We start from the raw sequence: 14,178 nt of genomic DNA on the forward strand, positions 1-14,178 counted from the left end.
ATGGGCCGCAGTTACGCGGGCGCGGGCTCGACGATCGGACCCGCGATGACATTCGGGTACATCGCGGCACGGGACATCGCGGCGCGCAGATGATTCGTCCGCGTTCAGTGCACCGGTCAGCTCCTGCAGGGCGGCGAAGCGGTCGCCGGAGATCTCCTTACTACAACTTCGGCGTCATGAACGGCGGGCCCGTCGCCGTCGAGCAGGCCCGCGGCAGCATCCGAATGACGGGACGCCATGGCGCTCGGGCAGGGCCATTTCGTCCGTGACCGCGAATTTACCCCTGGCTGACCTGAGGCAAGTTCACTGGTCGGACTTCCGGTATTCACTCGTGGGTTCGATCGTCGCTCGAGAACTCGCGTTCGCTGCACAAGGAGTTGCGTTTGCCACGCATGAACGCGCGTTCCGAGCACCGTGTCATGTGTGCAAGCCCTGTGTGCAAGTCAGCTGTGCACGCGATGCTCGTCCGCGACCTAGGAGTTCCTGTGGCCCTCGCACACCGTCCGTTCAGAGCTGCCGTGAAGGCGTCGGTGGTTGCCGTCACCGCGGCGGGACTTGTCGCCCCCGGTGTTGCCGTCGACCAGTACGACAACACCGCAGCCACCGCGGCCGCCGCTGCGACGACCGCCGTCCCTCGGCCGATCGCCGACTGGCAGCACGATCGCCTCGCCGCCGGAGTCGATCTGTACCAGGGGAGGATCTCAGGCCGTCCCGGTGCGGACCGCTGGACGGTCACGGTGCGCGCCGACGGCGCTCACCTCGCCACCGAGCAGGGCGCGGAGGCCCTGGCGGAGCGGCTGCGTGGCGCCGGGTTCAGCGCTCGTGGTGAGCGGGTCGAATGGCCGCGGGGTACGGACCGCAGAGGGCTGGTCGGTGTGCGAGTCCGGGTCGGGGAGTACGCCACCCGGACCGAGGCCGACGCGCAGCGTCAGGCCCTCGCGGCCGCGGGGTTCGACGCGGTCAGCGAGTGGACCGGCGCGGACGGTGTGCCCGGCACCGGTCTTGCCCAGGTCAAGGTGGCGATCATCGACCCGAAGCGCTACGGCGGCGCGCTGGACGCCACGTACGGCACGGGTGTCGCCGGCCGGGAGAAGGTGAGCGACATGGCCGTCGGCGACGGCGCCCTGCTCGGCGTCAACGCGGGCTTCTTCGTCATGGAGGGCAAGGACGGCATACCGGGCGCCTCGGCCGGCATCGCCGCGTACGACGGGGAGCTGCAGAGCGCGCCGACCAACGGCCGGATCGCGGCGGTGCTGCGCGGCGACGGTCTGCGCCCGGAGTTCAAGAAGCTCCGCACGGAACTCAGTGTCCGAGCGGGCGGGGCGTCCGCGATCGTGGACGGCGTCAACCGCGTGCCCGGCCTGGTCCGCAACTGCGGCGGCGTCGGCGGCGACTCCCCGACCGAGCGGCCGCAGCACGATGTGACCTGCACCGATCCCGACGAGATCGTCGAATTCACCGACGAGTTGGGCGCGAGCACCCCGGCCGGTGACGGCATCGAGGCAGTGCTCGACGCGAGCGGCCGGGTGCGGGAGGTGCGTCCGCGCGGCGGTGCCGTACCGGATGGCGACAGCGTCCTGGCTGGCGTCGGCGAAGGAGCCTCCTGGCTGCGTACGCACGCGAAGCCGGGCAGCGAACTGAAGGTGCACCGGCGGATCCTGGACGAGCGCGGCCGCGAGCTCGAACTCGGCCCGCAGGACGACATCGTCAACGGCGGCCCCGAGTTGGTGCGCGACGGAAAGGTCGCGGTGAACTACGGAGCCGACGGCATCGAGCGGACCGGCGACCCGTCCTTCGCGTACACCTGGGGCATCAAGCGCAACCCGCGCATGCTCCTGGGCGTCGACCGGCAAGGCCGTGTGCTCCTGGTCGCCGCGGACGGCCGCCAGCCCGGCTACAGCGACGGATTCGGGCTCACCGAAGGGGCGGAGCTGATGAAGTCGCTCGGTGCGGTGCGCGCCATGGCCCTGGACGGCGGTGGTTCGGTCACCACGGTGGTGAACGGCAAGGTGATCAACTCGCCGTCGGACGGCACCGAGCGGACGGTGGGCGACGCGTTGCTGCTCACCCACTGACGGCCGGCATCATCCAGGCTGTCAGGCCTTGTGCCAGACGGTGCAGGCGCAGGGCCGCGTTCCGGTCGGACGCGGGCCTTTCACGGGCGGCCGGTGCGTGATGACCATTCGCGGTTCAGTTTCACCAAAACTGCCGAGCCATATTCGAAAAATCTGCCACCTCGTCCAGCCCGTTCGGACACCACCGGACATGCCTCCTGCCAGGGGGCTCCTGAGCGAGAAGCGCGACACAGCCACAAGCCACGCCGACAGCCGCACGAGACAGCAACCTGGCACGTGGGGAGCAACAGCGTCAGCAGGAAGCGTGTCACCAGCCGCAAGTAGGCCGGGGATCGGAAAGCCGTCAGTGCTGAGGCATTCCCGGCGGTGGATTGGCGTCGTCGAGTTGCTCGCGGACCTGGACGTTCACTGTGGGATGCGCGTTACCGCTGTCCGCGCCCAGGCCCGCGAGCAGGCGCAGTCCGTCCTCGGTGGGGCTGCCGGGGGCCGCGGACAGCACCAGCAGCTCCATGCCTGATTCATCCGGTAGTGCGAAGTTTTCCTGGTGCAGTTCCAGCAGTCCGACCAGCGGGTGCCGGTACGCCTTGCGTCCATGTGTGCGGGCGCGCACGTCCGCACGGGCCCAGAGGCGACGGAAGCGCTCGCTGCCCATCGCCAGCTCACCGATGAGCGAGGCCAGGCGGGGGTCCTCGGGGTATTTGCCGGCGGCCAGGCGCAGGTGCCCGACCACGTCGAGGGTGCAGTTCTCCCAGTCCGCGTACAGGCCGCGCTCGGTCTCCTCGAGGAAGATGTGCCGGGCGGTGTTCAGGCCTGGCATCGGACGGCCGTAGAGGAGCCCGGCGATACGGTTTCCGGCGAGCACGTCCAGGCAATGGTCCATGATCAGCGCGGGCGCGTCGGCGACCAGGCCGAGGACGCGCAGCAGCTCCGGCCGGACCCGCCCGCCCGGCGCCTTCGCGCGGCGGCGGCGCTGCCGGGCGAGCCGGTCGAGGTGCCCGCGTTCGGTCGCGTCGAGGCCGAGGACACGGGCGAGCGCGTCGAGGACCTGCTCGGAGGGCTGGGTCGCGCGGCCCTGCTCCAGGCGTACGTAGTAGTCGACGCTGACTCCGGACAGGTGCGCGACCTCTTCACGGCGCAGCCCTTCGACCCGGCGGCGGCTGTCGGTGGGGATGCCGACGGCTGCCGGGTCGACCCGGGAACGCCGGGTCCGCAGGAAGCCTGCAAGATCGTCCATGCTCCCAGTATGGCGTCGGTGATGCCTCGTGAAGGTGGCCCCGCCAGTACCAGGAAGTCCCGTCCGATGGAAAAGGCGTCCCTGAACAACGGGCGCCGGGACGCCCAGGATCGAAGGCATCCGATCCGAAGGAGTTCCCGTGAAGACGCTGATCGTCCACGCCCACCCGGAGCCGCAGTCGCTCAACAGCTCGCTGAAGGACCTCGCGGTGTCCACCTTGGAGAACGCCGGGCACGAGGTGCGGGTGAGCGATCTGTACGCGATGAACTGGAAGGCGGTCGTGGACGCCGCGGACTACGGCCCCCACGCCTCGAGTCCGCTGAAGGTCGCACAGGACTCGGGCCGGGCCTTCGACACCGGGACGCTCACCCCTGATGTCCTCACCGAGCAGGAGAAGCTGCTGTGGGCCGACATGATCATCTTCCAGTTCCCGCTGTGGTGGTACTCGATGCCCGCGATCCTCAAGGGCTGGGTGGACCGGGTGTTCACCTACCGCTTCGCCTACGGCGTCGGCGAGCACAGCGACATCAAGTACGGCGAGCGCTTCGGCGAAGGCACCCTCGCGGGCAGGAAGGCTCTGCTGTCGGTGACCGCCGGCGGACCGGAGTCGCATTACGCCGCTCGCGGGATCAACGGCCCCATCGACGATCTGCTGTTCCCGATCCACCACGGCATCCTGTACTACCCGGGCATCGAGGTGCTGCCGCCGTTCGTGCTGTACGGCACCGACCGGATGACCGGCGAGGACTACTCGGACGTCGCCAAGGCATGGGAACAGCGCCTGCTCACCCTGGAGTCGACCGATCCGATCGCGTTCCGGCGGCAGAACTTCGGTGACTACGAGATCCCCTCACTGCACCTGAAGGAGGGACTGGAGCCTGCGGGCAGCACAGGTTTCCGGCTGCACGTGCGCGGCTGACCGTCGGCGATGGACCGGACGAGCCGGGGCGCGAACCGAGGAGGAGCCCGAGGGCTGTGGCGGCGGTGAGGGTGAACACCCCGAGTAGCCGCCGGGAGAAATGGATTGCACCGGTTCCCGCCCGGCAGTGCGGGAACCGGTGGGACCCTCGAACGAGCACAGGGAGGGGGGCTCCATGGGCCCGCAGCACGCGACCCCGCATCCGTAAAACACCCCCTGCCCTGCGGATTCATCACGCAAGGCCAGGGGGCGGAATCATCCATACGTTGAAGCGGAACATTGTCAGCGGTGCAATGACCTGCAAAGACCGCCGTTTTCGGAACATGATCCAGCGGGGATCCAGCAGCGGGAGCGGAACGTCCGGCCGGGGTGGCCACGCGCGGCCAAACTCGACACCGAGAGATCCGTCGCCCGACGGACATCTCGAGACCGGTACGTGGCCCCGCCTCGGCGTTCAGAGGTCTTCACTCCCGCCCGCAACGGGGACCGTCGCGAGGTTCACCACTGGCGAAGGACGCTTTCATCCCCGCCTCTCCCCATCAGTCCCTCCACGGTGGGCCGGTCGCCAGGACTTGTCCGGTCGATCAAGGTCTCGGCCGCCCCGGGATGTGAGTCGCCCGGCCCCAGCGGTCGGTCTGCTGACCACGACAGGTCTTACGATCAGCCCATGATTGATACTCCAAAGCATTGGACCGTGCGCCATTTCTCGCAGGCCAACCCCGCCGGTCCGGGCTGCGACAGCGTTCCGGCCCTCTTGCGGCGGCTGGCCGATGCCATCGAGGTGTTGGGCCCTGTTGAGATCCAGGACGTAGTGATCGAATCGGAGACGACCGCACATGGCCCCTGGCGGTCGGGGACCGTCTACTTCCACCTGCCAAAGGACGGTTGAAGGACTGATCTTGGTGCTCACGAGCGGAGCCAGGGTGGCCACGGCTCGGTGCTGATTGAGCCGGTTGATGGCCCGTTCGATGCTCTGCCACGGCGTCTCGCCCTGATGTTCGTGGACGGTCACAGCCAACTGTGACGCTCAGACAGGCCCTGGCCGCCAACGGTCCAGGAGAGCCGTTACCGATGCCGACGGGCGGTCACGTCAGGAGTGGCCGAGGACTCGGTGGGGCTGGTACGGGGCCTCCAGGCGGGCGATCTCCTCCTCGCTCAGAGACACCTCCACCGCCGCGACCGCGTCGTCCAGATGATGCAGCTTGGTCGCGCCCACAACCGGTGCGCTGATCGCAGGCTTGCCGAGCAGCCACGCCAGGGCGATCTGCGCGGGCGGCAGTCCCCGCTCAGCGGCGACCTCGCGCACCGCGTCGACCACGTCGAAGTCGGCGTCCCCGTACAGGTCCTCGGCGTACTGGTCGCTGCCCGCACGGACCGTGAGCTGCTTGCCGCCGCGTTCGCGGGAACCGGCGAGCAGCCCGCGCGCCAGTGGGCTCCACGGGATGCAGCCCACTCCCTGATCGAGGCAGAGCGGGATCATCTCGCGCTCTTCCTCGCGGTAGGCCAGGTTGTAGTGGTTCTGCATCGACACGAACTTCGTCCAGCCGTGCGTCTCCGCGACATGCTGGGCCTTGGCGAACTGCCAGGCGAACATGCTGGACGCGCCGATGTAACGGGCCTTGCCGGAGCGCACCACGTCGTGCAGCGCCTCCATGGTCTCCTCGATCGGCGTCTCGTAGTCCCACCGGTGGATCTGGTACAGATCCACGTGGTCGGTCCCCAGCCGCCGCAGCGAGGCATCGATTCCGGACAGGACGTGCTTGCGCGAAAGGCCGTTGTCGTTGGGACCGGAGCCCATCGGGAAGTAGATCTTCGTGGCGAGCACGTAGTCGTCACGGTGGGGGAAGAGCTTGTCCAGCAGCCGCCCCGTGATCTCCTCGCTCACACCGCGCGAGTACATGTCCGCGGTGTCGAAGAACGTCACCCCGGCCTCCGCGGCCCGACGCACGATGGGCTCGGCCGCCTCCTCGTCCAGGAACCACGCGCGCTGGGCGGAATCGCCGTAGCTCATCATGCCGAGACAGACGCGCGAGACTTTCAGCCCTGTCGAGCCCAGCCTGGTGTACTTCATGCCGTTTTCCTCTCTCGATCTCGTTACTGCTGCCCTGATTGGGCTGCCTGCTGGTGGAACGCTATTAGCCGATGAGAGCCTCGGTGATCTGACGGGAGGTCTGCGCGGCGACCCGGGGGTTGACAGCAGCGTAGGAAATGTGGGCGTTCAGGGCCGTGGCCAAGGCCCAGCCACGGCCTCGGGCCCAGGCGGCGTCGTCCACGCCGAGCGCGGCGCGGAAGGCGGCCCGGGGCCCGGCCGACATCAGGGTGAAGGCGATGATCAGGTCGCAGGACGGGTCTCCGATGCCGAGCTCGCCGAAGTCGATGACCGCGCTGAGGCGGCCGCCCGCGGTCAGCAGGTTGCCGGTGTGGAAGTCGCCGTGGAACCAGACCGGAGGGCGATCCCATGCGGGGGCGCTGATCGCCGCGTCCCACAGTTCGGTCATGGCCGCGGTGTCGAACGCGCCGTCGACCTCCGCGATGGCGGCCCGCGTCGCCCGGTCCCGTGCGACCAGCGGCCGGGCGGTGAGATCCTCGCGGGCGCCCTCGGCCGGGATCTCCTCGGGTGCGAACCGTTGGAGGGCGGTCAGGAACCCGGCCAGTTCGTCGGCAGCCTCGTACGAGTCGGCCAGTGCCTCGACGGTCGCCACCTCGCCGTCCAGCCAACGGGAGACCGCCCATGGCCACGGGTAGCCGAAGTCGGGTTCCCCCACCGCTACCGGGACCGGGACGGCCAGGGGCAGGTGCGGGGCGAGCCGCGGCAGCCACTCGGACTCCTTCCTGGCCTGCCCGATGGCGCCGGCATGGCGGGGCAGCCGGACGGACAGCTCCTCGCCCAGCCGGTGGATCACATGGTCCGAGCCGGCCGGGTCGAGCAGCTGCAGAGGGAGCCCGGCCCACTGCGGGAACTGCGTATCGACCAGGCGCCTGACCAACGTGGCATCGATCGCGGGGCGGGCGTCGGGAGTCCTCGCGGTTGCCAAGAGCAGCTCCTGGAGTCGGCCCACTCCGTGCGGCGGGCAGTCGGTGCCATCACAGTGCGTCGCGCACTCGCCTGTCGACCGGTTTTCTCCCCCGCCGTCACCTGCTACGGGACTCCGCGCACCAGCTTCTCGAAGCTGGCGCAGCCTGTCCCCTGAACCCACTGGTCCATCCCTGAAAGTGGCTGCACCGAACGCTCGGGCTCGTCCTCCGCCTCGCCGCACGCCTCGACCATGCCGCCATGGTGGCCAGGCTCGACCGCAAGCTGAACCAGCGGAGCCAACACCCATGCCCGCCTCGACCGCCATTACGAGGGCCGAGTACGGCTCGCGTCCATCGGCCTCGCTCGCCCGCCCCGGAAATGCGGCAGCCGTCGACAGTGGTCAACTGGCCGGCCCTGTATGTCGACGTGCTCGAACAGCGGTTGGACGCAGAAGGGTACGGCTCGACGGACGCCGATGACCGGCTGTGGCAATGGTGGCAGTGGTGGCAGGCCAACGACCTTGACGACGAAAGCCAGTTGACCCACCTCGACGCCCTGATCGCGGGCCATGAAACCGGCGGCCTCGCGCAATCGGCTGTCGCGCATTCCTCGGTGTGAGGTCTCGTGGCCACTGTCCGTGGTCCAGCTGGGCGCCGAGTTGGCGGACATGGAGGCGCGGCTGCACTCCAGCTACTAGATGCCGATGTCAGGCAGCATGCATAGGCGCGGCGTCACCCACTGGCGGGTTGAGGCGGGCGAAGCCTTCTTGGCGCTGGTAGGGGAAGTACGGGTAGGGCGCTGTCTCGCTACTCGCCGCATTGAGTTTCGCCATCTGCTCGGGGGTGAGCGTCCAGCCGACGGCGCCGAGGTTCTGACGGAGCTGCTCCTCGTTGCGGGCGCCGATGATGACGGAGGAGACGGTGGGCCGCTGCAGCAGCCAGTTGAGGGCGATTTGCGGAATGTTCTTGCCGGTCTCCTGTGCGATCTCGTCGAGGGCGTCGACCACGCGGTAGACGTATTCGTCCTCTACCGGCGGACCGTAGTCGGCGGTGTGGTGCAGTCGGCTGGTGGCCGGTAGCGGCTGGCCGCGGCGGATTTTGCCGGTGAGCCGTCCCCAGCCGAGCGGGCTCCAGACGAGTGCCCCGAGCCCCTGATCGAGCCCGAGAGGCATCAGCTCCCATTCGTAGTCGCGGCCGATGAGGGAGTAGTAGACCTGATGTGCGGCGTAGCGCGGGTGGCCGTACCTCTCCGCGATCGAGAGGGACTTCATCGCCTGCCACCCGGAGAAGTTGGAGATGCCGAGGTAGCGGACCTTCCCTGCTCGTACGAGATCGTCGAGTGTGGACAGGACTTCCTCGATCGGCGTGCCGGCGTCGAAGGCGTGCAGCTGGAACAGGTCGATGTAGTCGGTGCCGAGCCGGCGCAGGGCGTCCTCGCATGCGGTGATCAGGCGCGAGCGGGAGGAGCCCGCATCGCCTGGGCCGTCGCCCATCGGCAGGCTGGTCTTGGTGGACACGATCACATGGTCCCTGCGGCCCTTGATCGCTTCGCCCAGCACCTCCTCGGACGCACCGCCGGAGTAGACATCAGCGGTATCGAACATCGTGATCCCGGCGTCGAGGCAGATGTCCACGAGGCGGCGCGCTTCTCGCGCATCGGTGTTGCCCCAAGCGCCGAACAACGGTCCTCGGCCGCCGAAGGTGCCGGCACCGAAGCTCAGTGCGGGGACCTTTAGTCCGGACGCACCCAGCCGCCTGTATTCCATGCTGATCCTCTTTCATCGGAGGGACGACTAACGGGTCTACCATTCCGTTAGAGTGGTTCTCAACGTAGCAGGCGTGAGCAATTAACGGAACTGGAGTACCGTTATGGGGGTTGAGGGTACGGAGCCTGGGACCGTCCGCCCCGGAGGGCGCACGGCGCGGGTGCGGGCAGCAGTGCTGCAGGCGACCGGGGACACCCTGGCAGAGCAGGGATTTGCCCACCTGGACCTCGCCGACATCGCGCGCCGTGCCGAAGTGGGCAAGACGACCGTCTACCGCCGCTGGGGAACGGTGACCAGCCTGGTGGCCGACCTGCTGGTAGACATGGCCGAGCAGTCACTGCCGCGTACCGAGACCGGCTCGCTGCTCGGCGACCTCAAGGCCAACGCCCGGCTCGTGCAGCGCACCTTGGCCGACCCGCGGCAGGGAGCGCTGTTCAAAGCGGTGATCGCGGCCGCCACCTGCGAGGCGAAGACAGCCGAGGCCCTGCACCGCTTCTACGACATCCGCGTCAAGGAGTGGGCACCCTGCGTCCAGCAGGCCATCGACCGGGGGGAGGTACCTGAGGGCACCGACCCCCACGAGGTGATCCGTGCCGTCTCCGCCCCCCTCTACTACCGCCTGCTGACCACCGGCGACCGCCTCGACGAAGCCGCCGCAGACCGGGCCGCCGAGGCCGCCGAGGCGGCGGCGCGCGCGGGAGCATACCTGCAGGGCGTATGAGGTCTTGTGTGACCGGCTTCCCGCATCCGTCGCTGGGATGCGGTCGGATGTCCGGTGGCACCCAGTGCCCGGATCCGCCGACCGGTGTGCTCGATCACCGCCAACACATACAGCCACGCCCCGGACAGGGTGACTGTCTCGAAGAAGTCGCAGGCCAGTAGGGCATATTCCCAGCTGGGGTTCTCCCGCGCCATGCGCAGCACCAGGGCACCGGACTGAGTGCACCGGCGGCGGCCGTCCCGGGCGCTTGGGACGGGAGGCGGCGGCGTCCGACACGCGGTGAGGTCGCGGTGCCGGCGCAGCACGGTGCTCGGCCGAACCAGCAGCGGCACCCCCAGAGGCCCCACGCATGCCGGCGCCGCCAGAACCTGAGCACCCGCCAGACCGGCCTGGGCAACGGTGGCGGGGCTCCAAGCCGCCGCCAACCCGGGCCCTTCCTGGCCTTCCAGCCATACCGACCGAACCAGCAGAGATCCAGCAACGGGAAACCCCGCCCAGCTTCAACCACCCGGGGAAGCCCTCTGACCTGCACAAATGCAGATCAGAGGGCGAGTTGACGCAAAACTAAACGTTGAAGCGGAACTCCACCACGTCCCCGTCCCGCATCACATAATCCTTGCCCTCCATACGCGCCTTCCCCTTGGCGCGCGCCTCGGCGACCGAACCCGTCTCCACCAGGTCCTCGAAGGAGATGATCTCGGCCTTGATGAAGCCCTTCTGGAAGTCGGTGTGGATGACGCCGGCGGCCTCGGGCGCCGTGGCGCCCTTCTTGATGGTCCAGGCGCGGGATTCCTTGGGGCCGGCCGTGAGGTAGGTCTGGAGGCCGAGGGTGTTGAAGCCGACTCGGGCGAGTGTGGCGAGGCCGGGTTCTTCGGCGCCGACGGACTGGAGGAGCTCCAGGGCGTCCTCGTCGTCGAGTTCGGCGAGGTCCGCCTCCAGCTTGGCGTTCAGGAAGATCGCCTCGCCGGGGGCGACCAGGGCGCGCTGCTCGGCCTTGAAGGCCTCGTCGGTCAGTTCGTCCTCGTCGACATTGAAGACGTACAGGAACGGCTTGACGGTGAGCAGGTGCAGATCGTGGAGGAGGGCCTCCTGCTCCGAGTCCTGCTTGATGCCCGCGGCGAACAGGGTCTGTCCGGCGTTCAGGATCTCCTTGGCCGCCTCGACCGCGGCCACCTTCGGCCCGACGTCCTTCTTGATCCGCGACTCCTTCTGGAGACGCGGCAGGACCTTCTCGATGGTCTGCAGGTCCGCGAGGATCAGCTCGGTGTTGATCGTCTCGATGTCGTCCTTCGGCGAGATCCTGCCGTCGACGTGTACGACGTCCTCGTCCTTGAAGGCACGGATGACCTGGCAGATCGCGTCGGACTCACGGATGTTGGCCAGGAACTTGTTGCCCAGCCCCTCGCCCTCGCTCGCACCGCGCACGATGCCCGCGATGTCGACGAAGTCGACGGTGGCGGGGAGGATCTTCTGCGAACCGAAGATCTCGGCCAGCTTCGTCAGCCGGGCGTCGGGGACGCCGACCACGCCGACGTTCGGCTCGATCGTGGCGAACGGGTAGTTGGCCGCCAGCACGTCGTTCTTGGTCAGGGCGTTGAACAGGGTCGACTTGCCGACATTCGGCAGACCGACGATTCCGATCGTGAGCGACACGTTGCGACTTCCCGTACATGAGGTTGGTGGAGACCCGGGCGGACCGATCCACCAGTCTACGGCGTGCGGCGCCCCGGACCGGCGACGTATCGAACGCTTGGCCAAGGTCGACCAAAGCGCGTGTCCGGGAAGCCATTCCACACATAAACCGACCTAAGTTGGACCGGTGGAGCAACACAGGACGCGCCCCTCTCAGCCCAGGTCCCAGCCCCGGCCTCCGTCGCGACCGCGCAGCGACCCGCCCGTTCCCCCGCAGGCCGCGCGCGGCGGAGCCCGTACGCCCCAGCAGGGCCGACCCGGTCTGCCCCGGAGCCCGCTGCCCGTGTCCTTGCTGGTGCTCGCGGTACGCAGGATGCCGAACCCGCGGCTCACCGGGCTCGGCAGCGGTCTGTTCTGCATCGCGTCGATGTTCGCGCTCGCCTGTCTCGACCGGCTGCTCTTCGGGGCGTCCCTCGCCGTCTACGGGGTGCTGTTCCTGCCGGTCTGCGCGCTGACCGCGATCTGGGTGCGCCGGGCCGATCTCGTCACCGCGCCGATCGCCGTACCCATCGCGTTCGCCTTCGGACTGCTGCCCGTCGCCGGCAGCGACGGAGGGTTCGGGGACGGGCTGATGGGGCTGTTCACCGCCCTCGCGATGCATGCGGGCTGGCTGTACGGCGGCACGCTGATCGCCGGCCTCATCGTGACCGTCCGCAAGCTCCGCCTCATGAACCGGCGGGCGGCACAGCGCCGGGCGGCGGCCCAGCCGCCAAGGCCTCCGGCGCAGCAGAAGCCCGCGGCTCGGGCCAGGGCGCAGGCTCAGCCGCGGCGCCGCCCGGTCTGAGACCGGCCCGACGCGACCCGTCTCCTGCAGCCCGGCCCGCCCCCACATTTGTACGAGACACTCCACAGTCGTACGAGACGTCGTACGGGACGGAGGGGCAACCGCCGCTACCCCGCCTTCGCCGCCCGCATGGCCGCCCCCACGATCCCCGCGTTGTTCTGCAGCTGCGCCGGGACGATCTCCGCCTTGATGCCCTCGATCAGCGGCAGGAACTTGTGGGACTTGCGGCTGACCCCGCCTCCGACGATGAAGAGCTCGGGCGAGAAGAGCATCTCCACATGCGCGAGATACTTCTGGACGCGCCGGGCCCAGTGCTCCCAGCTCAGCTCGTGGTCGTCCTTGGCCTTGGTGGAGGCGTGCTTCTCGGCGTCGTGGCCGTGCAGTTCGAGGTGGCCCAGCTCCGTGTTCGGCACGAGGACGCCGTCGATGAAGAGCGCGCTGCCTATGCCCGTACCGAACGTGAGGACGATGACCGTGCCCTGACGGTCACGCCCCGCGCCGAAGCGCATCTCGGCCACGCCCGCCGCGTCCGCGTCGTTCAGGATCGTCACCGGAAGCCCGCCGAGGCGCTCGCTGAGCAGGGCGCGCGCGTCGACGTCTATCCAGCGCTTGTCCACATTTGCGGCCGTACGGATGGTGGAGCCGCCGGTGACCACACCCGGGAACGTCACCCCGACCGGGCCCGTCCAGCCGAAGTGGCCGACGACCTCCTTCACACCGTCGGCCACCGCGTCAGGGGTCGAGGGGTGCGGGGTGAGCACTTTGTGGCGCTCGTGCGCCAGGTCGCCCCGGTCCAGGTCCACGGGAGCGCCCTTGATCCCTGATCCACCGATGTCCACGCCGAAGATCTGCATGGGCCCACGTTACGACGTACGACTGAGAGTCACTTCTCGGCCTTGCCTTCCGGCTACTTTTCGGCCGTGCGCTCCGCGACCAGTGCCGCCGCCTCCGCGCGCAGGTCGCGGCGCAGTTCCTTGGGGAGCGAGAAGGTGATGGACTCCTCGGCGGCCTTGACGATCTCGACGTCCTCGAAGCCGCGGGTGGAGAGGAACTCCAGGACCTGCTCCACCAGCACCTCCGGCACGGACGCGCCCGAGGTCACACCGACCGTCGTGACGCCCTCCAGCCAGGCCTCGTCGATCTCGTCCGCGAAGTCCACGAGGTACGCCTCACGCGCGCCCGCGAGCTTGGCGACCTCCACGAGCCGCTTGGAGTTGGAGGAGTTGCGCGAGCCGACCACGATGACCAGGTCGGAATCGGCGCCCATCTGCTTCACGGCGAGCTGACGGTTCTGTGTGGCGTAGCAGATGTCGTCGCTGGGCGGGGCGATGAGCTGCGGGAACTTCTCCTTGAGGGCGTCGACCGTCTCCATGGTCTCGTCCACGGAGAGGGTGGTCTGGGAGAGCCAGACCACCCTGGAGGGGTCGCGGACCTCGACGTTGGCGACATCCTCGGGGCCGTCGACGAGCGTGATGTGGTCGGGCGCCTCACCGGACGTACCGATGACCTCCTCGTGGCCCTCATGACCGATCAGGAGGATGTCGAAGTCGTCCTGGGCGAACCGGACGGCTTCCTTGTGGACCTTGGTGACCAGCGGGCAGGTCGCGTCGATGGTGGCGAGCTTGCCCTGGGCGGCCTCGTCGTGGACGACGGGCGCGACACCGTGCGCCGAGAACATGACGATCGACCCCTCGGGGACCTCCTCCGTCTGCTCGACGAAAATCGCACCCTTCTTTTCCAGGGTCTGCACGACGTACTTGTTGTGGACGATCTCGTGGCGGACATAGATCGGGGCCCCGTACTGCTCGAGGGCCTTCTCGACGGCGATCACGGCGCGGTCCACACCCGCGCAGTAGCCCCGGGGGGCGGCAAGCAGGACACGGCGGCCAGTCGAAGCAGTCATGCCAACCATCGTAAGGCCGCGTCCGGCAGGCCGAAGATCCCCTGTGGACAGCCCGGCGGGGGCGCACGG

The 14,178-nt window shown here is 68.7% G+C and carries 13 protein-coding genes and 1 pseudogene; 6 read left to right on the forward strand and 8 right to left on the reverse strand.

The window, feature by feature from the left end; all coding sequences use genetic code 11:
- Positions 1-485 precede the first annotated feature (485 nt).
- Positions 486-2,075, forward strand: a complete 1,590-nt coding sequence (locus OP79_RS26490) for a phosphodiester glycosidase family protein (RefSeq protein ID WP_211270869.1) — start codon at positions 486-488, stop codon at positions 2,073-2,075.
- Positions 2,076-2,418: 343 nt separating this feature from the next.
- Here OP79_RS26490 and OP79_RS26495 read toward each other — a convergent pair whose 3' ends face one another.
- Positions 2,419-3,309, reverse strand: a complete 891-nt coding sequence (locus OP79_RS26495) for a helix-turn-helix transcriptional regulator (RefSeq protein ID WP_051744940.1) — start codon at positions 3,307-3,309, stop codon at positions 2,419-2,421.
- A gap of 139 nt (positions 3,310-3,448) precedes the next feature.
- Between OP79_RS26495 and OP79_RS26500 the strand changes: the two genes are divergently transcribed.
- Together OP79_RS26500 and OP79_RS26505 are read left to right on the forward strand one after the other, a co-directional pair.
- Positions 3,449-4,228, forward strand: coding sequence for an NAD(P)H-dependent oxidoreductase (locus OP79_RS26500; RefSeq protein WP_033323532.1), 780 nt, complete (start codon positions 3,449-3,451; stop codon positions 4,226-4,228).
- 667 nt (positions 4,229-4,895) lie between these two features.
- Positions 4,896-5,117, forward strand: a complete 222-nt coding sequence (locus OP79_RS26505) for a hypothetical protein (protein WP_033323533.1) — start codon at positions 4,896-4,898, stop codon at positions 5,115-5,117.
- A gap of 201 nt (positions 5,118-5,318) precedes the next feature.
- Here the strand turns inward: OP79_RS26505 and OP79_RS26510 are convergent, their stop codons facing one another.
- The gene (locus tag OP79_RS26510) at positions 5,319-6,299 is read right to left on the reverse strand and encodes an aldo/keto reductase (protein WP_033323535.1); all 981 of its coding nucleotides are present in this window, start codon (positions 6,297-6,299) and stop codon (positions 5,319-5,321) included.
- Between the two features lie 64 nt (positions 6,300-6,363).
- Positions 6,364-7,263, reverse strand: a complete 900-nt coding sequence (locus OP79_RS26515; protein ID WP_033323536.1) for an aminoglycoside phosphotransferase family protein — start codon at positions 7,261-7,263, stop codon at positions 6,364-6,366.
- Positions 7,264-7,622: 359 nt separating this feature from the next.
- Between OP79_RS26515 and OP79_RS26525 the strand changes: the two genes are divergently transcribed.
- Positions 7,623-7,862 carry a hypothetical protein gene (locus OP79_RS26525; RefSeq protein ID WP_033323540.1) on the forward strand — a complete coding sequence of 80 codons (240 nt, stop codon included), beginning with the start codon at positions 7,623-7,625 and terminating at the stop codon, positions 7,860-7,862.
- 88 nt (positions 7,863-7,950) lie between these two features.
- Here the strand turns inward: OP79_RS26525 and OP79_RS26530 are convergent, their stop codons facing one another.
- On the reverse strand, positions 7,951-9,009 hold the full coding sequence (locus OP79_RS26530) for an aldo/keto reductase (RefSeq protein WP_033323542.1): 1,059 nt from the start codon (positions 9,007-9,009) through the stop codon (positions 7,951-7,953).
- Between the two features lie 103 nt (positions 9,010-9,112).
- Here OP79_RS26530 and OP79_RS26535 point away from each other — a divergent pair, with 103 nt between their 5' ends.
- Positions 9,113-9,730 (forward strand): TetR/AcrR family transcriptional regulator, encoded by a 618-nt coding sequence (locus tag OP79_RS26535; RefSeq protein WP_033323544.1) that lies wholly within the window; start codon positions 9,113-9,115, stop codon positions 9,728-9,730.
- Positions 9,731-9,765: 35 nt separating this feature from the next.
- Here the strand turns inward: OP79_RS26535 and OP79_RS58595 are convergent.
- Positions 9,766-10,113, reverse strand: a pseudogene (locus tag OP79_RS58595) (hypothetical protein); the annotation flags it as partial.
- A gap of 181 nt (positions 10,114-10,294) precedes the next feature.
- Positions 10,295-11,383: a redox-regulated ATPase YchF gene (gene ychF / locus OP79_RS26540; RefSeq protein ID WP_033323546.1), complete on the reverse strand. Its 1,089-nt coding sequence runs from the start codon at positions 11,381-11,383 to the stop codon at positions 10,295-10,297.
- 322 nt (positions 11,384-11,705) lie between these two features.
- Between ychF and OP79_RS26545 the strand changes: the two genes are divergently transcribed.
- A complete protein-coding gene (locus OP79_RS26545; protein WP_425428613.1) occupies positions 11,706-12,206 on the forward strand; it encodes a DUF6542 domain-containing protein in 501 nt (166 codons plus the stop codon).
- Between the two features lie 107 nt (positions 12,207-12,313).
- Here the strand turns inward: OP79_RS26545 and ppgK are convergent, their stop codons facing one another.
- Both ppgK and OP79_RS26555 read right to left on the reverse strand, forming a co-directional pair.
- Positions 12,314-13,060 carry a polyphosphate--glucose phosphotransferase gene (ppgK, locus tag OP79_RS26550; RefSeq protein WP_033323548.1) on the reverse strand — a complete coding sequence of 249 codons (747 nt, stop codon included), beginning with the start codon at positions 13,058-13,060 and terminating at the stop codon, positions 12,314-12,316.
- Positions 13,061-13,113: 53 nt separating this feature from the next.
- A complete protein-coding gene (locus OP79_RS26555; RefSeq protein ID WP_033323550.1) occupies positions 13,114-14,118 on the reverse strand; it encodes a 4-hydroxy-3-methylbut-2-enyl diphosphate reductase in 1,005 nt (334 codons plus the stop codon).
- Positions 14,119-14,178 lie beyond the last annotated feature (60 nt).

The sequence above is a fragment of the Streptomyces yerevanensis genome, from assembly GCF_000716805.1.
Lineage (GTDB): Bacteria > Actinomycetota > Actinomycetes > Streptomycetales > Streptomycetaceae > Streptomyces > Streptomyces flaveus.

Excerpts from the sequence above, each read along its gene's own strand:
- OP79_RS26495 (WP_051744940.1), bottom strand. The coding sequence starts at position 3,309 with ATGGACGATCTTGCAGGCTTCCTGCGGACCCGGCGTTCCCGGGTCGAC.
- OP79_RS26505 (WP_033323533.1), top strand. The coding sequence starts at position 4,896 with ATGATTGATACTCCAAAGCATTGGACCGTGCGCCATTTCTCGCAGGCC.
- OP79_RS26510 (WP_033323535.1), bottom strand. The coding sequence starts at position 6,299 with ATGAAGTACACCAGGCTGGGCTCGACAGGGCTGAAAGTCTCGCGCGTC.
- OP79_RS26525 (WP_033323540.1), top strand. The coding sequence starts at position 7,623 with ATGCGGCAGCCGTCGACAGTGGTCAACTGGCCGGCCCTGTATGTCGAC.
- OP79_RS26530 (WP_033323542.1), bottom strand. The coding sequence starts at position 9,009 with ATGGAATACAGGCGGCTGGGTGCGTCCGGACTAAAGGTCCCCGCACTG.
- OP79_RS26535 (WP_033323544.1), top strand. The coding sequence starts at position 9,113 with ATGGGGGTTGAGGGTACGGAGCCTGGGACCGTCCGCCCCGGAGGGCGC.
- ppgK (WP_033323548.1), bottom strand. The coding sequence starts at position 13,060 with ATGCAGATCTTCGGCGTGGACATCGGTGGATCAGGGATCAAGGGCGCT.
- OP79_RS26555 (WP_033323550.1), bottom strand. The coding sequence starts at position 14,118 with ATGGTTGGCATGACTGCTTCGACTGGCCGCCGTGTCCTGCTTGCCGCC.